We start from the raw sequence: 18,178 nt of genomic DNA, 5'->3' as shown, positions 1-18,178 counted from the left end.
ATCTCACATACCTGATTAATCCTATTGTATCAGATTTCACTGTAGTACCTGGCAGCCCAAGTGGTTTACTCTTAGCGGAAGATTCCGCGCTTACTTATCTTGTTTTGAACCTTCGGGCAACCGTTTTGATGCACCCGTCTTATACAGAAGATTCGTCTCCTGACTAGCAGACTGCTCTACTTCCTGCATCTCCGTTAATTGCCGCCAGTATCTCTTGGGCATATGTGACATCTGTCCGCGAGGATTCAAGCGTTCCCGTATCGCTACCGTATTGTAGAACTGCTTCCACAAACGACGGTATAGTTGCTCCTCTTCCCCGGCGGCGGGCAAAGTCAACTCATCAAGCTCCATAAGCTCAGTATGCCAAGCTCCCCCTTGTACTGGACGATGCACCAGAGCTTGTCCATGCGTCTTGTCATGAATGAGGAACATTTCCTGACTGTAACGGTCACAGAAATGAGGGGCTAGTAGCGGGAGAACGTAATTCTTTGGCTCAATCACGGAGACAAGCACCTCATCATACACCGAAAAGCGGACAAATCCCGTCAAGGCATGGGTCTCCGTATTTAAATGGCGCACCGCTTTGTTCAACCGATACACCGTATGATCGGTCAGCATCCCCATCACTGCGCTTCCCTTGGCAAAGCCTAATCGCAAGAAGCGGTAAATCAACAAATCCTTCTGCGGGTCACAAGTCAAGAAGCCTCGACGTACCAGCTCTTGAGCTGCGGGGGATATCTTCTGACCAATTCCCTTGTAGACCCTAGCTGCCTTCTCCTCACAGGTCTCGACAAATCGGGTTTGAAACAACGTATATTGCGGGTCAGCATCCGAGCGGAGATCAACTAGCTCCTCCTTCCGTTTAAAGCTATCGAACACGCAGCTAAGCAAGCCGTCAAAGCTGCCATCATAGCCATACGCCGCTTCCGTTAGCCAAGCAGCCATGGTGTTGGTTCCCCTCTCGGTGAGCCTATACCTGCCAGCTCTGTTTCATTAAATAGAGTGAGCTGCTCTACCTTCGGCCGGGGTAGATACATCTCAATCTCCTTGCCGGACAGCAGCGATCTTAAAATAGTGCTCTCGTTCACCTTGAGCCCTTCCAGTCTCCGGCCTGAGCAGGTAATGAAATACTGCGCCCGCTTCAACACCACACCCAGCTTCTTCAATCCGTGAAAATCAAGGCTTCCCGTTCGGCGCGCTGCCATAATTCGCTTGGCACTTCTTACGCCAATGCCAGGTACGCGCAGCAAGGTGTTGTAAGTCGCCCTGTTCACATCCACGGGAAAATGTTCGATATGTCGGATCGCCCAATGGCACTTGGGGTCCATCATCAGGTTGAAGTTCGGCGTGCTCTCGTCAAGCAGTTCCTTGGCTTCAAAACCATAGAAGCGCAGCAGCCAATCTGCCTGATACAAGCGGTGCTCCCGGAGCAACGGGGGCTTGCTGTCGATGGACGGCAACAGGGCATGCTCGGCTACCGGGGTATAAGCAGAATAATAAACCCGTTTCAACTCATATGTTCTATATAACGCCTCGGTCAGCTTCAGAATGCTCAAATCGCTATCCGGGGTCGCTCCAACAATCATCTGTGTGCTTTGTCCTCCAGGTACAAAACGAGGGGCATGACGGTATTTGACCACATCCGTACTATTCTCACGAATACCTTGACGTATAGCCGTCATCGGCCCGAGAATATCCGTCTTATTCTTGTCAGGTGCCAGCCGGAGCAAGCTATCCTGAGAGGGCAACTCAATATTTACACTCATCCGATCTGCCAGCAGGCCAAGCCGGGAGATCAACGCCGGATCAGCGCCCGGAATTGCCTTGACATGTATATATCCACGAAAATGGTAAGTCCTCCGCAACAGCTCCAGCACCCGAATTAACTGCTCTGTAGTATAATCCGGATTTCGCATGATGCCTGAGCTTAGAAACAACCCTTCGATATAGTTACGACGATAGAAGTTCATCGTCAGCTCCGCCAGCTCTTCAGGTGTAAACATGGCCCGCTGTGTATCATTAGATCTGCGGTTAACACAATATTTGCAATCATAAATGCAGCCGTTAGTCAGCAATACCTTCAACAAGGAAATACATCGTCCGTCCGCCGCGAAGCTGTGGCAAATTCCCGAAGCCACCGTATTGCCTGCGGAGCCTCCATTTCCTCCACCCCGTTCCACCCCACTTGAAGAGCATGAGGCATCATATTTGGCCGAATCGGCTAGTATCGTCAGCTTGTCATATACGTCCATTCCCGTTATCCTCCCTTATGTCTGTAATTATATTGCGAACATATGTTCTTGTCAAAGCAATCTAGTATGATGAATTTAAAAAACCTTGAAACGTTTTGGCGAATACCGGGTCTTATAGACAGGAGGTGAGAGAGTGCCGGACTTCGGAGAGATATACGCGGAATACTTTTCTGACGTGTATAAATATGTATTAACCCTGTGCCGGAACGAAGCGGTTGCAGAGGAAATCACTCAAGAGACCTTCTTCAAGGCCATGAAGCAGATTAACCAGTTTAACGGAAGCTGCAAATTGTACGTCTGGCTGTGCCAAATTGCCAAGAACACCTACTTCTCGCTTGCCGATAAACGATCACGTTTGGCTCCGGCCCTGGACCCCGAGTTTCCTGACAGGAACTCGGACCCAGTCAGGGACTTTTCAAATCAGGATATTGCCAGGCAACTGCACCAGCAGCTACATCATCTTAAAGAGCCCTATAAGGAAATCTTTACCTTAAGAGTGTTTGGCGAATTGCCCTTCTTGCAAATTGGTGAGTTGTTTGGGAAGAGCGATAACTGGGCCAGGTTGATTTTTTACAGGGCAAAAAAACAATTACAGGAGGCGATGAAATGAAAGTATCATGCGAGGTCATCCGAGATTTGCTACCCTTGTACCAGGATGGGGTATGCAGCGGGGATAGCAAGGCTCTGATCGAGGAACATCTGGCCAATTGTGCGGAATGCCAAGCTGAGCTACAAGCTATGGCCGGGGAGTTGTCCGGCAATCACGCTGAACGCAATCTGGCTCAGGCCGAAGTCGTCAAGAACATATCTAGGAAATGGAAATCCGGGATGCGAAGATCGTTGTGGAAAGGCATTTTATCTACTGCACTCATTGCTGTTTTCGTTATTCTGTTGCTTTACACTTTCATAGATATTCGGATCGTACCCCAGCCGTAAACCTATGCAAACACAGAGTTTGGCAGCTTGGTGAAGCCGTCTTAATGAACAAGTTAAAAAAGGAGGGCTAGGGCTGTATTGGATTAAGCTCACTGGTTCAGCACCAGACCGGATACCCATTCAACTCGCTCACCATGCTTCTCCCTCCATCCACTTATTCACTACTTTTCTATAGGGCAAGGCTAAGTCGCTGGATGCCTCCGGGTGCCACCCGGGTATCCCAGAAATTTAGCTCTGGCTGGACAAGTGAGCTAAGCTTTGCAATTACCCCACCATGAGTGACTATCAATAGATGTAAGGGGGAATTACTCGTTGGCTCCCGAAATTTGTCCCCTATAGTCGTCGGAGGCTTATCAATGCCATGAACCGGCGTATGGGAAGACAGGCTGTCTGGCGGCAAATGCAAAGGGCGATCTGGTGACAAATCAGGTTCTACTGACCCTTTTGGGGCTGCCTCTTGTCCTGCTGCCGCTCGCACCAGCACCTGCGAGATGGTCATTAGTTCGGCGTATAGGTCCATCACCCTCGCCTCAAAAGCTTGCCAGGATTCTCCCCCCGGCGGGGTCACCATCTGAGGATGATCAATCCATGACCGGTAATTCTCATTATCCTTAAGTTGCTCATACGTGCAGCCTTCCCAATGACCGAAATTCAGTTCCCGCAAGCGGGAGTCGGGCTGCATGATTCCAATTAAATCGGGCCGGGCTGTTGCCAGCGTTTCACGGCAGCGACGTAGATCACTGGCGTAGACTGCCGCGAAATCGACTCCCTTCAGCTCCCGCTTCAGCCCTTCCAGCCCAGCTTTTACTCCAGCTAATAACGGAATATCACTATGCCCCTGATATCGGCGTTCGCGGTTCCAAGCAGTCACCCCATGCCGTACCAGCCACCATTCTACCGTTGCCGCCATCCTCCCGCCTCCTTTTTTTCCTTGCATTGTACACAGTGGGTAATCTCATCGGTTATTGAAAACTAAAACATGTTGAATTATCAAGGGCCTGAAGACTAGTGTGGGACTCCGCTTGCCGATGCTACAACATCCACCCTAGCAAGTCCGCAAAATTCATAATTAACAGGAAATAATAACGCCGATATTAGCATGACATATTCCCTATAAAGTGCGCCTATGGCCTGTCACGCGTTAATTAGCGGGACTGTTTCCCGTTAATTCTAAAATCTCATTGTCTCATTAATGACCCCAGTATCGTTTTACTTCAAAAGCGGGCAACTTGGGGTTGAAGGACCACCGTGACTGCATCCTCCATTCTAGCTAGCCCCCTACCAGCTCTCGAAAGCTTGCTTTGTTCACCACATTTAGCTCATTTTAGCTTCCGTTTGTTTTATTCAGCTTAGTTTATTTTGTTCAGCCCCGTTTGGAGGGCTCTAGCGAATCTCCATGCCCAGCAGCGCCAGCGTTCCCAGAATGACCAGGGCATTTGCCACCCAAAACATCAGCTTGGACGTTTTCTCTACATCCTCTGGCTCAAGCTCTCTCGTCTTGTCGCCCATGTAAGCCCGGAACGAGGTTACGCCATGATAGCTGTTCTCCCCGCCCAGTCGCACGCCCAGTGCACCAGCTACCGCCGCTTCCGGGAAGCCACTGTTCGGGCTGGGATGAGCGGAAGCGTCGCGTCGCACAGCCCGCCAAGCTCCTCGGGCGTCTAGCCGCAGCGCCCCGGCAGCGGCGAACAGAAGCGCTGCGGTGAAGCGAGCTGGAATGTAGTTGGCGATATCGTCCAACCGGGCAGAGGCCCAGCCGAGATCGATGTATTTGTCGTTCTTATAGCCGACCATCGAGTCGAGGGTGTTGACCGCCCGGTAAGCCATCGCCAGCGGAGCGCCGCCCAGCAGGGCGAACAGCAACGGCGACACAACGGCGTCGACGATGTTCTCGGCGACGGTCTCCACGGCGCCGCGCACGGTCTCCGGCGCATCCAGGTGCGCCGTGTCACGGCCGACGATCATCCCGAGCGCGCGGCGGGCCGCAGGCAGGTCACCGCGCAGCAGGTGCCCGGCCACGTCCTGCCCCGCGTCGCGCAAGCCCTTGGCGGCGATCGTCGTCCAGATCAGGGCGGCCTCCACAGCGGCCGCCAGCCACGGGCTGACCTGGGCCAGCAAGCGCAGCAGCGCCCAGGTCACAGCAAAGCTGCCGCCAGCGACCAGCAGCGGCAGCAACACGCCCGCCACGCGGTAGTGGCGGGCAGGGGCGAGGCGGCGGATGGCCGCCTCCAGCGCGGCGATCACCTTGCCCATCCCCACCACAGGGTGGGGGAGCCAGCGCGGATCGCCAAGCAGCCGGTCGAGCAGGTACGCGACCGGCAGCACCCACCACGCCGCCATCACCCGCGCGCTCCCGCTGCGCCCACGCGCAGCGATTCGCTCACGGCGGCGTAGACCAGGCGGCCCACCATGCCGCCCAGGTCCGTAGCGGTGCCTGCATAGGCGTGCAATAGCGGCCATTCGGCCCGCTGACTCACGCCAAGCATGACCGCATCGGTCGTGGTGCCGGTGGCCGGAAGCCCGTTCTCGGCGTCGCATACGCCGAGGTCGCCCAGCGCGGCCGTCTTGGCCTCGGTCGCCGTGATTACGGCGTTGACCATCGCGGACGGCGTCAGCCGTCCATCTACGGCCAGCAGCACATTAATCGTTCCCGGCGTCCAGGAGGCCGGGAACGTCGTCCGCCGAACGCCTGCGCGCGCGGCGTTCGACACCCCCGCCGTCGCACAGCAGAAGACGGCGAAGTCCTCGCTGCGCTCCTCCGCTACCGCCGCATGGCGAAGCTGAACGGCCGTCAATAGTCCGGCCGTGCCCGCGGCGGGATACCCCCATTCTCGCAGCAGTTCTGCGATATCCCTTACCGGATCATCGCAGCGGTAGAAACGATCCACGTAGATGTTGGCCATCCGTTTGACCCCTCCACTTCCTCCACCAAAAACGGCGCTACCCAGCCCGTCCAATTCCTCGGGGGCCTCCAGCAGCAAATGCCGCTCTCCGTAATTCAATTGCAGGCCCGGCCATACCCGGGACGGATACACCGCCCCTGGCTGTGCTTCCAAAAATGGTGTCGTCATCTTCCCGTTCCCCCCATGACTTCCTTCATCTCCTTGATTAATTGACGGCAAGCCGCCGCCTCCTTAACGGCGAGCCTGATATCCCGCTCCGTCAAGCCAGCGTACATGGCACAGCTACGCACCAGCAACGACCGCCGCCCCAAGGCTTCTTGCATCTTAGATGCAGTCCAGGACTCCGGCAATCGAACCAGCAGGAAATTGGCCTGGCTTGGCCAAGTCACGCAGTCTAACTCTTCAAGTTCCCGGCGTAGCCAATCTCGTTGCTGCTCTACGAGAGCCAGCGTTGCTCGCTCATAGTCCCCGCTGACTCCCAGGCAAAATTCTCCGGCGACCAAGGCCAGTGAATTAACGCTCCAGGTTACCTGAACCGCTCTCATTTTGTCAGCTACCTCGGGACTAGCCAACGCATAACCCAGTCTTAACCCTGGAATCGCATAAAACTTGGTCATCGACCGAATCAAAATCAAATGTGGGTAAGACGATAATTCTGCGAGCAGGGTACAGCGCTGCTCTGCAGGGATAAAATCAATAAAGGCTTCATCCATAACCACATATGTACCATGTTGCTCCCCCGCTGCCGCAAATCGACGCAACTCGTCCAGCGTATATTGCACACCGTTCGGATTGTTGGGCTGGCCGATGAAGATCAAATCCGTATCCCGAATCAGCCGCTCTACCTCCTCCGACTCCGCCCGGAATTGACGCTCCTCTCCCCCATATACCGACATTACAAGGCAACCAAACTGCTCAGCCAATGTACGATATTCCGAGAAGCAAGGCTCCACAATCCCTACCTTGTCAGGTGCCAGGCCCAATAACGCCAGTGCCATATTCTCCGCTGCACCATTGCCAACAACGATGCCGGCCACATCCGTCCGGTGGTGCTCCGCTAACAAAGCCACAAACCTGCGATGACCGGGGTCCGGGTAGCGGACAATGCCCTCAAGGGCCTCGCTCAACCTATCCAGCAATCCTGGAGGTGGCCCCAGCGGATTAATATTTGCACTAAAATCCGTCACCTGCTGCGCGTCCACACCATAACGAGCCGAGGCCGTCAGTAAGTCTCCCCCATGTCCGTATACTTCCAAATCCATTACGAATCCCTCTTCCATTTATAAATACAGCTATGCGCCTGACAGCAAGCTTCAATGCCCTCATTATGGAGTTTTCGGTCCCCCCACGTCAATAACCGGAATTGAACAGACCTTTTCCCTTTGGTTTCCGGGACAATTGGTTTACAATAAAGAGTGAGCAAGTACATCTACATATCGGAGCTTTCCTATCAGGTTTGAAAGTGTAAATAGGAGGATGAGAACCATGTTGTTCATTGATAACGAAGGAATTACGGATGCGTCCGTCAATTTGGCCATCGAGGAGTACTCCCTGCGCCATTTGCCACTGGAGGATGACAGCTATCTGTTGTTCTATATTAATGCGCCATCCATCATTATTGGCAAGCACCAGAACACGATTGAAGAGATTAACCAGGAGTATGTCAAGGAGCATGGCATTCAGGTTGTGCGTCGGCTGTCCGGAGGCGGAGCTGTATATCATGACCTGGGCAACCTGAATTTCAGCTTCATCACCAAGGATGATGGACAATCCTTTCATAATTTCCGTAAATTTACCGAGCCTGTCGTTCAAGCACTTAAATCCTTGGGCGTAAATGCCGAAATGACTGGACGCAACGACCTTCAAGTGGGCGAACAGAAGATTTCCGGCAACGCTCAATTTGCTACCCGTGGACGGATGTTCAGCCACGGCACGCTGATGTTCAATCTGAATCTGGAGGATGTACAAGCCTCGCTTCATGCAAATCCGGAGAAATTTAAATCCAAAAGCACCAAATCGGTGCGCAGCCGGGTTGCCAACATCGTTGATTTTCTGGAACAGGGCATGACCATTGAAGAATTCCGTAGTGAATTACTGCGCCACATCTTCGGCATGGAGCCGCAGGCCGTTCCTCAGTATAAGCTGACCGAAGCGGACTGGAGCAAAATTCATGAGATATCTCAAGAGCGCTACAAGAATTGGGATTGGAACTATGGATTGTCCCCCGAAAGCAACGTGAAGCATGTCAAGAAATTCCCGGTAGGCATTATCGACTTGCGGATGAATATTAAGGACGGATACATTCAGGAGATCAAGATTTATGGTGATTTCTTCGGCGTGGGCGACGTTACCGATATCGAGGACAAGCTTAGAGGCATTAAATATGAAGATACTGCGGTCAAGGAAGCTCTGGATGGCCTCGACGTCAAACACTACTTCGGGAACCTGGAGTTTGATGATTTCATCGGTCTGGTGTTTCTTGAAGAATAATCATAGGCGCTTAGGCAACTTAGATAAAAAAGGAGAGAGAACATTGTACAAACTGATAGCTATCGATATCGACGACACGCTGATTAACGACAACCGAGAAGTGACTCCTGCCACGCAGCAGGCTCTTGAGCAAGCAGTTGCCCAAGGCGTCGTCGTTACCCTGGCGACGGGCCGCGCCTATGCTTCAGCACAGGCCATCGCTCGCCAAACCGGCCTTAACGTGCCGATTATTACCTACCAGGGAGCCCTGGTCAAGAATTTGCTGGACGAGAAAGTGCTGTATGAACGCTATATGCCGCAGGAGGCTGCCTACAAGCTATTTGAATTCTGTATCGAGCGTAACCTCCATCTGCAAACCTATATTGATGACAAGCTGTATGCCCGTGAAGAGAACCAGAAGCTGATCGACTACACCACCCTTAATGGAACCGCTTATTATGTGGAGCCGGATTTCTCCAAGCTGGTTGCCCAGCCAACGCCTAAGATGCTCATCATCGACGAGCCAGATTATCTGGACCAGATTGCTCCGGAAATTCGTGAGCTACTGGGAGATGGCGTACATGTGACCAAATCCAAGCCAAACTTCCTGGAGATTATGCACCATGAAGGCACCAAGGGCCATGCGCTGAAATTCCTGGCTGGCCACTTTGGCTGCGATCTCTCACAAACCATTGCGATCGGTGATTCGTGGAATGACCATGAAATGCTGGAAGCCGCCGGTCTAGGCGTTGCTATGGCCAATGCAATTCCCGCACTCAAGGACATCGCCGATTACGTCACTCTGAGCAACAACGAGGATGGCGTGAAGCATGTAATTGACAAGTTCGTACTGAATGCGGAGTAATTCGTAACGACTTATATTCTCCAAGAGCAAGAAACAGCCTTGAGCAGTGAGTTAACTCGCTGCCAAGGCTGTTTCTGATTTGAGGAACCTCCCCCGCCCTACTGAGCATCGTTTGTGGGGGGGAACTCATGCAGGATTTGCTGAATTACTCTCCCTCATGCAACTGTTCATTCAGCAGCAGATATAACTTTATCCACCAGGCCATACTCTACCGCTTCCTCTGCGGTGAGGAAATAGTCTCGATCCGAATCCCTCTCAATTCGCTCTAGCGGCTGTCCCGTATGGTCAGCTAGCAGCTTATTAAGCCGCTGGCGATGCTGAATGATACGGTTCGCGTGAATCAGCATATCCGACGCCTGTCCCCGCGTCCCCCCATGAGGTTGATGAATCATAATTTCACTGTTGGGCAGAGCGAGCCGTTTCCCTTTGGTTCCACCAACCAGCAGAATCGTCCCGAAGCTCGCCGCCATGCCTGTGCAAATCGTTGAAATGTCCGGCTGCACAAATTGCATCGTGTCATAGATAGAGAATCCGGCGGTTACCGATCCGCCAGGACTGTTGATATACATCTGGATATCCTTCTTCGGGTCCTCGGCAGTCAGAAACAATAGCTGCGCTACGATGGCATTCGCCATCTGATCCTCAATTTCTCCTGACACCATAATGATTCGATCTTTCAGCAATCGCGAATAAATATCATAGCTCCGCTCGCCGCGAGCTGTTTGTTCAACGACATAAGGTACATGATTCATTCATTTGGCCTCCCTTGGTCAGGCAACCATGATGAGCGAATTCCCTCCTCCATATGACATGCTGGAATAGGAGGAATACCCAACCATCATTGGCTGCATCGATTGGGACGGCAAGGACTGCTGGATGATGGCTCCTGCCACGGCCATTGGATCATCGGTGCAGTTCAGGCACAGCTCAATTAGACGCGCGGTGTCTCCGTTGCGAAAAGCCATTAAATAATGTCGCAACTGTTCTGTATCTTGCAAATCTCCACCTGCTTCACTGACCTTTTCTGCCCCCGGTTCCTGTTGACTGCGTCTGACATGGCTCAGGGCAGATCGGGCACGATTCAAGGCCGCTTTGACCGCTCCTTGCGATGTATCCAGCATCTCTGCAGTCTCTGCCGTCGTGTAACCCATTAAATCACGCAATACATATATTGCTCGCTGCCATGGCGGCAGCTCATCGATGAGGATTTGAACAGCAGACTCCATCTCCTCAAGTCTCTCTTCCTCTGCAACCTCTTGCATAAACGGTTTCATGCTATCCAGCTTGGAAGCCAGTCTTTCTTGCTTCCGTATCATGTCGATCCATGTATTGCGAGCAATCCGAATCATATAAGCCTCCCAGTTCATTTCCTGCTTCGTACCGGGTGTCCGGATGGCCGAAGAAGCCAAAGCTTTCACGCAGGTATCCTGAACCAGATCCTCCGCCTCCCAGGTTGAACCCGTCATGGACAAACAATAAGCGTACAAAGAACCCAGCAGGCTCGGCAATACACTTTTAATGTTTTGTTCCAGCGGGTAGTTAGCCTGATTACCGGACTTGCTATGTGATTCAACCTGTTTACTGTTATCATGTGGTTTGTTGCTACTGCCATCCACGGACTTCACAAAGGCCATATTGGGGGCCCCCCTTTGCTGGTTCCTTATTGCTCCTGCATATATGCATTTTTTGTCTTACATGATGTAAACGAAGAACTTGTGGCAAAGGATACGCTCTTCTGACTGCCTCCAAACCAATGCAGAGTCATCAGGCGAACTGATGACTCTGCATTGGTTTGATCACCTTCAATAAGCTGCACTAACAGAATAGATTAATTGTGCAGCAAGACCGTTAACCCGCTCACGGCAAATTCCGCTCCGTTCGGTAGTTCGTAATTACGTCCGAGATCAATATCATGAGACATATGCGTAAACAAAGTCCTTCCCGGACGAACCTCGCTCAGCAACTCCAACGCCTCAATTACATCGTAAACGGAGCGAGTCGCAAATTCTGCCTGCTCGTGGTAGAAGCTCGTTCCCAGCACCAATAAATCGAGATGATGGAGCGGCTTCTTTTGTTCCTCAGGCAAATCAATGGAATCGGAGCAATATGCCCAAACATATCCCTGTTTCTCCAACCGGTAAGCATAGGAGTAGCCATTCTTGCCATGAAATACCTTCCACCCACGAATGTCCCAACCTGCCAACTGGCAGCCCTGCTCATCCAGTGAATGCAGGTCCAGATTGCCGGGCAGCCACGGATACTGCCTGATGATCGTATCCATCACTTCAGCCGGCGCATATAGCTGCCCTCGTCTGCCCAGCCAGCGGCAAGCATCTGCCCATTCAGGCAATCCACCAATATGGTCAAAGTGGGCATGAGTAATGAGAATATGCTCGGCAAATCGCTGCTTACGGAGCTCCATGCCACTTCTCCAGTCCGGGCCGCAATCGATGAGGAAAGCCCCGTCCTCTCCCTCAACCGCTACGGAGGAGCGGTATCGCCGGTTTAAGCCGGTGCTTCGTGCTTCCATACACACCTTACAATCGCAATACACTCTTGGCACTCCCATTGCGTCCCCGGTGCCTATAAAAACAAGCTGATCCATTCAGGAGTCCTCCCTCAAGTTATCACTTTAGATGATAACACTGAGCGGATCACGCTTCAACGGATTCTCCAGTACCCAATTTCGTTCTTCATTATATAGATAGGCACGGTGCACCAGCACCCGAACCTCCTGTCCCGGCTTCAAGCTCTCCTTCTCCAGAGAGCGGAAGGTGGTCAACGTCTGCCCGTCTACTTCCACCTCTACCAGCCATTCACTGCCGCGAAAGTGCAAATGCTTAACTACACCCGGGGAAGTGGCTGATAGCAAGGCAAATTCATGCTCAGGGCCAACTTCGATATATTCCGGGCGAATCAAAGCCTTCGTAGCCGCTCCACCGCTCTCTTCCTCGAAGCCCTTAAGCGTTGCCGCGCGCTCCACCAGTGTCGATTGGCCAATAAATGAAGCTACGAACGGAGTAGCCGGTTCCTTGTATATATCCCAAGGCGTACCTTTTTGCTCCAGGCGTCCTTGGTTAATAATCATAATTTCATCAGCTACCTCGATGGCTTCATCCTGATCATGAGTTACGAAGATGGAAGTAATTCCAACCCGTTCGATGAGATTGCGCAACCAGGAGCGTAGCTCTTGGCGAATCTTCGCATCTACCGCTGCAAACGGTTCGTCCAGCAAGAGCAATTGCGGCTCTGGAGCCAAGGCCCGGGCAAAAGCAACCCGTTGCCGCTGTCCACCAGACAATTGATGCGGATATCGACCTTCGAACCCGCTAAGTCCGGTCAACTCCACTAGTTCCATCACGCGCTCCCTGATCTGTGCCTTGGCTACCTTCTTGACTTGGAGGCCGAAGGCAATGTTATCGAATACAGTCATATGCTTGAACAAAGCATAACTCTGGAAGACAAATCCGATGCCCCGCGCCTGTGGCGCCAGGTCATTCACCCGCTGTCCGTGGAATACAATTTCTCCGTCATCCGGCTGCTCCAATCCGGCCAACATACGAAGAATCGAGGTTTTCCCGCCACCACTTGGACCGAGCAGTCCGATCAGCTTCCCCTTCTCAATAGCAAAGCTCACGTTCTTCACCGCGTGGAAGCTACCAAAATGTTTGTCCAGATTCTGCACCTCTACATGCATGCGGGCAACACATCCCTTCGACAAATAGATTCATTTCAAATCATTAACTAACAATATTCCGATGAATTTACTATATTTTATGTTACAGATAGATTATCAAACCGCTGCCATCCCGTCAACGCTCCTAAAAAAAATAAAACCAGGTGAGCACGGGATCTATCCTGCCGTGTCAAGTGGTTTTGTCAATTAATGTAACACAGTGCTACTGCTATGCTAGTGTAATTCAATAAAGTGCGAAGCTAAAACAAAAACGCCTTATGACGTTAAACGGTAACTACTGTGGCTTAACATTTTCACATGCGCCACAGCCGCCGGCTTGATCTCTTCAAAAGTAAGCCGATCTTGAATGTAATAAGAGATAAATCCGTGCATCCCTAGAAACATACTTAATGGCAGAGAAGGATTACTCTCCAACGGATGCCGCTCTTCTTGCAAAAAACTGCGAACAATCGACTCAAACATGTTGAAGCACTTCGTCTGTTCGTTGCGACAATAAGCTAGAATTTCCTCGTCTCTCAGCATAAACATGATTTCGTATTGATGCGGATGCTCCAAGCCATACTTGATAAATTCCAACATCAGTTGTTCAGCCTTGGTGAGACCTTCCGCTGGCGTACGTTTGGTTACCTGCTGACACAGGTGGGTCAACGACTCAAAGTCTTTTACCACGATGGCGTAAAATAATTCGGCCTTTTCCTTGAAGTGATAATAAAGCGAGCCGTGACTGTATCCCAAATGCTGACCGATGCTTCTCATGGAAATGCCACGATAGCCCTTGGTAATAAACAGGTGCCTTGCTGCTTCCATGATTCTTTCTCTCGACAACTCCTGATCTACTGCTCTTCTTGCCATAGGCATTATTCCCCTTCAATAAAGTAAACCTTGTCACCTTCCGTCATCACAGCCTGCCCTCCGGTCAGATCAGTCATCCAATCGATAAAGGCCTTCGTTTCTTGATGGAAAGGCAGACAGCACAATGTTACCTTCTCCGTGAACATCGTCTCTCCTGTACGAATGCTCCGGCTTCGCAATTCATTCTCCACCTTGCCCAGCCATGTATAATCCAGTTCCACATATACTTCCTGATGAAGCACCTTCGTAACAGCCTCGCCCGCCTCAATTGCCGCGACGGCTCCGTCCGTGTAGGCACGAATTAATCCTCCCGCTCCCAGCATAATTCCACCAAAATAACGGGTGACCACGATAGCTACATTCTTTAGGCCCTGATTCTTGATAACTTCCAGAATAGGCTTACCTGCGGTACCACTAGGCTCCCCATCATCGGACTGCTTCTGAATCTCATCCCGCTCCCCAATCATATAGGCCGAGCAGTTATGCGTCGCATTCCAATGCTTCTTCTTGATCTCCTCAATGAAGAGGATGGCATCAGCTTCGTTTTCTACCGGTTTGACGTATCCGATAAACCTCGACTTTTTAATTACAATTTCCTTCTCGCCGGCCTGTCGAACCGTCTTGTACTTCTCCAGCATATAAAAACCCATCCTTATGAATGTGCCAAGAAGCAGCTCCTCCGAAAATCTTCGGCGAACTGCTTCCTGGCGCTGATGTCCTAGTCATCTAAAGCCATTATGCGACTTACAATGAGCAAATTTATTCGGAAAGTCTGGCTTCCAATTCAGCCTTTTCCTTCTCGTAACCCGGTTTGCCCAGCAAGGCAAACATATTCTTCTTGTAAGCTTCAACACCCGGTTGGTCAAATGGATTAACACCCATCAGATAACCGCTAATACCGCAGGCCTTCTCGAAGAAATAAACGAGATAACCAAAGGAATATGGCGTCATATCCGGTACATTAACGATCAGGTTAGGTACCTGTCCATCCGTATGCGCCAGTAAAGTACCTTGGAATGCCTTCTTATTAACGAAGTCCATCGTTTCGCCGGCCAGGAAATTTAGTCCGTCCAGATCGGCAGGATCAGACTCAATCGTAATATGGCTAGGTACTTCGCTTACTTGGATCACCGTTTCAAAAATATTGCGGTTACCCTCTTGAATGAACTGCCCCATGGAATGCAGGTCTGTAGAGAAGTCCACAGAGGCCGGATAGATTCCTTTATAATCCTTACCTTCACTTTCGCCGAAGAGTTGTTTCCACCATTCGGAGACATAGTGCAGGGATGGTTCGTAGTTCACGAGAATTTCCGTGGCTTTCCCTTTACGATACAAGGCGTTCCGCACAGCAGCATATTGATAACTGACGTTCTCCGCCAAGTTAGGATTGCTGAATTCCTGCGCCGCATCGGCTGCGCCCTTCATCATTTCCTCAATGCTGATTCCTGCTGTAGCGATTGGTAACAAACCTACGGCAGTAAGCACGGAATAACGTCCGCCAACATCGTCAGGAATAACGAAGGTCTCATAACCTTCCTCATCAGACAGCTTCTTGAGTGCTCCCTTGGCGCGGTCCGTTGTTGCATAAATACGCTTGCGTGCTTCTTCCTTGCCATATTTCTTCTCAAGTTCTGCACGGAAAATACGGAATGCAATCGCTGGCTCCGTAGTCGTTCCCGATTTGGAAATGACATTTACGGAGAAGTCCTTGCCTTCAATTAAGTCTAGTAAATGATTTACATAGGTAGAGCTGATATTGTTCCCCGCGAAATAAATTTCCGGTGTCTTGCGCTTGTCCTTTGGCAACAAATTGTAGAACGAGTGGGACAAGGACTCAATCGCCGCACGAGCGCCCAGATAAGAGCCGCCGATGCCGATCACGATCAGCACTTCGGAATCGCTCTGAATCTTGGCCGCCGCCTTCTGAATGCGAGCGAACTCTTCTTTATCGTATTCGGTCGGCAGGTTAATCCAACCTAGATAGTCTGAACCTGCACCCGTACCTTTATGTAACTGCTCGTGAGCTGTACGAATCGGCTCAGCCAAATAATCAATCTCATGCTGTCCGACAAATTGCAAGGCTTTGCTGTAGTCAAACGTCACTTTTTTGGACATTGCTGAAACTCTCCTCCGTCTATTTAATATCTCACTGACCCATCCTTGAAGAGGTCACATCCAAACGCCAATAACTGGAAGAATTAAGCCCGATTTGAACAACCTCTCAAACAACTTAAACCTAGGATACTGTAAAACAGGCATGAAGACAAGGGTACAATATACACCTTTTGGCCAAGCATGGTAAAATAATTAAGTGATGTTCAATTCTTAAGAGAAGGTGACTAGACTTGAAAAAGATCGGATTTATCGGCCTGGGCACGATGGGTTCTCCCATGGCTGCAAATCTCCTGAAGCAAGGTTACCCGGTAACCGTATATAACCGGACAGCGTCCAAAGGAGCTGCTCTTGCCTCCCAAGGCGCCTCCCTGGCTGCCACTCCTCGCGAGGCTGCTGCGAGCGCCGATGTCATTATTACAATGGTAAGCAATGACGCCTCTATTGCAGCGGTGTATGATGGCCCGGATGGCGTGCTAGCTGGCATTCGCCCGGGAACTACGGTAATTGACTGCTCTACGATATCCCCGGCATTGGTCAAGAAGCTGGCAGCAGACGTAACAGCGCTTGATGGTGCCTTCCTTGATGCTCCTGTAACCGGAAGCTCGCCAGCGGCGATTGATGGCACACTGTTGTTCATGGTAGGTGGATCGGCAGAGGTACTCGCGAGTGTGATGGACCTGTTTGAAACCATGGGGAAAAAGGTGCTGCATATGGGCGACAACGGCAGCGGATCTGTAGCCAAGCTGGCACACAATACCATTGTTGGCATTAACAATCTGGCGTTGGCTGAGGGTTTCGCTATTGCTGCCAAATCGGGGCTTCCGCCCGATCTGTTCCTTGAGCTTGTCCAGCTTGGTTCCGCCGGAAGTAAAGCTGCCGAGCTGAAGGGGCGCAAGATTATTGAGCATGATTTTACCAATCAATTCTCTTTAGCACTGATGCTTAAGGACTTGAAGCTCGCTTCGGCACTGACAGACGGCTCGGATATTCCTTCTCCCATGCTCAGTCTGGCCCGCAGCCTGTTCCAGGCCGGGCAGACACAAGGCTACGGCGAGGAGGACCTCTCTTCCGTAGTGAAGCTGTATGAAGGCTGGATTGGCCAAAAAATCGGCGACAACGGCAAATAAGAGACTTTATTCAAGCATGACAAACAGCAAGCCAGAGGATTTGTACTCCTGGCTTGCTGTTTTTTTCTATCCTAATACGGATGTTCCCCTACCTGACAGGAACCAGCTTCCCGAACAAAGCATACCTGGCATTATTGAACTCATAAGAGCAAGTGCATAAGGCAACGATTCGGTCATTTGCTTCGATGTCTACCTCCGCTTGAAAAGTAGATGCTTCTCTCAATTCCGTGGTATAGGCCATGAAATCCTCATTATCCGTAAACTGATAACGAATGAATTCATAGTCGCCATCAGCCACAATGCCGGCAAAAAATTCAATCGTATAGGCTCCATCCGGAGTATATAACTTCATGTGCGGATGAGCCGCGAAGTATTCCTGGTCTTTATATTTCGTCAAGGAAGAGAACATGGAGCCATCCTTCATGTTATGTCCATAAATGATCGTATTCCTGGCCGTGAAGTCACCTGGCGTGCGATAATCTACAAACAGACTCCCCAATTTATTCGGAGCCCTGGTGAACAAATGATTTAAATAGTATTCATTATCCTTCCCCTGTACAACCGGATAGTCCACAACACTTCCCTCTGCCGTAATCCAGGCTGTGACATCCGAATTCACCTGTTGTAACTGCTCAAAATCGATGAACTTCACAGTTCCCTCATCTAAAATGTCCAAGGCTTTGGCAAACGACTTCGACTCATCTGTAGCCAGATTCATCCCCATGTCGCGGCGAAGCTGCTCGTAGGATTCGTCCCCGGCAGCATACTCCCTGTTCGCAGAGATAAGCAGATAGCCGGAGATCAGAGCCCCAAGCAGGCTTATTCCCATCAACACACGTAATATGCTACGGATAACGACATTGCCGTTCTTTTGCCTTGTCTCTTTGTCTACCATATAATCGTCCCTCTTCATTAAAGAGGGCTTGCGCCCGCTCAATCTCTCTCGCAGCACAAGCCCTCTC

At 51.1% G+C, this 18,178-nt stretch carries 19 protein-coding genes; 5 read left to right on the top strand and 14 right to left on the bottom strand.

What is annotated here, in order from left to right:
- Window positions 1-90 precede the first annotated feature (90 nt).
- Together AC1VOR_RS20405 and AC1VOR_RS20400 are read right to left on the bottom strand one after the other, a co-directional pair.
- Window positions 91-945 carry a TIGR03915 family putative DNA repair protein gene (locus tag AC1VOR_RS20405; protein ID WP_482620574.1) on the bottom strand — a complete coding sequence of 285 codons (855 nt, stop codon included), beginning with the start codon at window positions 943-945 and terminating at the stop codon, window positions 91-93.
- Entirely contained in the window at window positions 930-2,252 is a 1,323-nt protein-coding gene (locus tag AC1VOR_RS20400) for a putative DNA modification/repair radical SAM protein (RefSeq protein ID WP_482620572.1), read from the bottom strand. Before AC1VOR_RS20400 ends, AC1VOR_RS20405 begins: the two co-directional genes overlap by 16 nt.
- 133 nt (window positions 2,253-2,385) lie before the next feature.
- Between AC1VOR_RS20400 and AC1VOR_RS20395 the strand changes: the two genes are divergently transcribed.
- On the top strand, window positions 2,386-2,862 hold the full coding sequence (locus tag AC1VOR_RS20395) for an RNA polymerase sigma factor (RefSeq protein WP_482620570.1): 477 nt from the start codon (window positions 2,386-2,388) through the stop codon (window positions 2,860-2,862).
- Entirely contained in the window at window positions 2,859-3,188 is a 330-nt protein-coding gene (locus tag AC1VOR_RS20390; protein WP_482620569.1) for a zf-HC2 domain-containing protein, read from the top strand. The genes AC1VOR_RS20395 and AC1VOR_RS20390 overlap by 4 nt, the downstream gene beginning before the upstream one ends.
- 169 nt (window positions 3,189-3,357) lie before the next feature.
- Here AC1VOR_RS20390 and AC1VOR_RS20385 read toward each other — a convergent pair whose 3' ends face one another.
- From AC1VOR_RS20385 to AC1VOR_RS20370, 4 genes are all read right to left on the bottom strand, one after another.
- Window positions 3,358-4,098 carry a histidine phosphatase family protein gene (locus tag AC1VOR_RS20385; RefSeq protein WP_482620567.1) on the bottom strand — a complete coding sequence of 247 codons (741 nt, stop codon included), beginning with the start codon at window positions 4,096-4,098 and terminating at the stop codon, window positions 3,358-3,360.
- Window positions 4,099-4,571: 473 nt separating this feature from the next.
- Window positions 4,572-5,528, bottom strand: coding sequence for an adenosylcobinamide-phosphate synthase CbiB (gene cbiB, locus AC1VOR_RS20380; protein WP_482620566.1), 957 nt, complete (start codon window positions 5,526-5,528; stop codon window positions 4,572-4,574).
- Window positions 5,528-6,259 carry an adenosylcobinamide amidohydrolase gene (locus tag AC1VOR_RS20375; RefSeq protein ID WP_482620564.1) on the bottom strand — a complete coding sequence of 244 codons (732 nt, stop codon included), beginning with the start codon at window positions 6,257-6,259 and terminating at the stop codon, window positions 5,528-5,530. The genes cbiB and AC1VOR_RS20375 overlap by 1 nt, the downstream gene beginning before the upstream one ends.
- A complete protein-coding gene (locus tag AC1VOR_RS20370; protein WP_482620562.1) occupies window positions 6,256-7,353 on the bottom strand; it encodes a pyridoxal phosphate-dependent aminotransferase in 1,098 nt (365 codons plus the stop codon). The genes AC1VOR_RS20375 and AC1VOR_RS20370 overlap by 4 nt, the downstream gene beginning before the upstream one ends.
- 223 nt (window positions 7,354-7,576) lie before the next feature.
- On the opposite strand from AC1VOR_RS20370, the gene lplA reads away from it, so the two are divergent.
- Window positions 7,577-8,581, top strand: a complete 1,005-nt coding sequence (lplA, locus tag AC1VOR_RS20365) for a lipoate--protein ligase (RefSeq protein WP_482620560.1) — start codon at window positions 7,577-7,579, stop codon at window positions 8,579-8,581.
- A 43-nt stretch (window positions 8,582-8,624) separates the two neighbouring features.
- Complete coding sequence (locus AC1VOR_RS20360; protein WP_482620558.1) at window positions 8,625-9,425, top strand: Cof-type HAD-IIB family hydrolase; 801 nt, start codon at window positions 8,625-8,627, stop codon at window positions 9,423-9,425.
- 167 nt (window positions 9,426-9,592) lie between these two features.
- Here the strand turns inward: AC1VOR_RS20360 and clpP are convergent, their stop codons facing one another.
- The 7 genes from clpP to AC1VOR_RS20325 form a co-directional block, all read right to left on the bottom strand.
- Complete coding sequence (gene clpP, locus AC1VOR_RS20355; RefSeq protein WP_482620556.1) at window positions 9,593-10,177, bottom strand: ATP-dependent Clp endopeptidase proteolytic subunit ClpP; 585 nt, start codon at window positions 10,175-10,177, stop codon at window positions 9,593-9,595.
- An 18-nt stretch (window positions 10,178-10,195) separates the two neighbouring features.
- Complete coding sequence (locus AC1VOR_RS20350) at window positions 10,196-11,059, bottom strand: RNA polymerase sigma factor (RefSeq protein WP_482620555.1); 864 nt, start codon at window positions 11,057-11,059, stop codon at window positions 10,196-10,198.
- 194 nt (window positions 11,060-11,253) lie between these two features.
- Entirely contained in the window at window positions 11,254-12,030 is a 777-nt protein-coding gene (locus AC1VOR_RS20345; protein ID WP_482620553.1) for an MBL fold metallo-hydrolase, read from the bottom strand.
- A gap of 27 nt (window positions 12,031-12,057) precedes the next feature.
- A complete protein-coding gene (locus tag AC1VOR_RS20340; protein WP_482620551.1) occupies window positions 12,058-13,122 on the bottom strand; it encodes a sulfate/molybdate ABC transporter ATP-binding protein in 1,065 nt (354 codons plus the stop codon).
- Between the two features lie 255 nt (window positions 13,123-13,377).
- On the bottom strand, window positions 13,378-13,974 hold the full coding sequence (locus AC1VOR_RS20335; RefSeq protein ID WP_482620549.1) for a TetR/AcrR family transcriptional regulator: 597 nt from the start codon (window positions 13,972-13,974) through the stop codon (window positions 13,378-13,380).
- Between the two features lie 5 nt (window positions 13,975-13,979).
- Entirely contained in the window at window positions 13,980-14,612 is a 633-nt protein-coding gene (locus tag AC1VOR_RS20330; RefSeq protein WP_059051485.1) for a YigZ family protein, read from the bottom strand.
- Window positions 14,613-14,733: 121 nt separating this feature from the next.
- The gene (locus tag AC1VOR_RS20325; RefSeq protein WP_059051483.1) at window positions 14,734-16,089 is read right to left on the bottom strand and encodes a glucose-6-phosphate isomerase; all 1,356 of its coding nucleotides are present in this window, start codon (window positions 16,087-16,089) and stop codon (window positions 14,734-14,736) included.
- A gap of 230 nt (window positions 16,090-16,319) precedes the next feature.
- Here AC1VOR_RS20325 and AC1VOR_RS20320 point away from each other — a divergent pair, with 230 nt between their 5' ends.
- On the top strand, window positions 16,320-17,216 hold the full coding sequence (locus tag AC1VOR_RS20320) for an NAD(P)-dependent oxidoreductase (RefSeq protein ID WP_482620547.1): 897 nt from the start codon (window positions 16,320-16,322) through the stop codon (window positions 17,214-17,216).
- Window positions 17,217-17,304: 88 nt separating this feature from the next.
- Here the strand turns inward: AC1VOR_RS20320 and srtB are convergent, their stop codons facing one another.
- Window positions 17,305-18,111, bottom strand: coding sequence for a class B sortase (gene srtB / locus AC1VOR_RS20315; RefSeq protein ID WP_482620545.1), 807 nt, complete (start codon window positions 18,109-18,111; stop codon window positions 17,305-17,307).
- Window positions 18,112-18,178: the final 67 nt, after the last annotated feature.

This window comes from Paenibacillus sp. 1SOY10, assembly GCF_056836745.1.
Note: the sequence above shows the minus strand (reverse complement) of the source record. Positions and strands in the feature narration are given on the sequence as shown.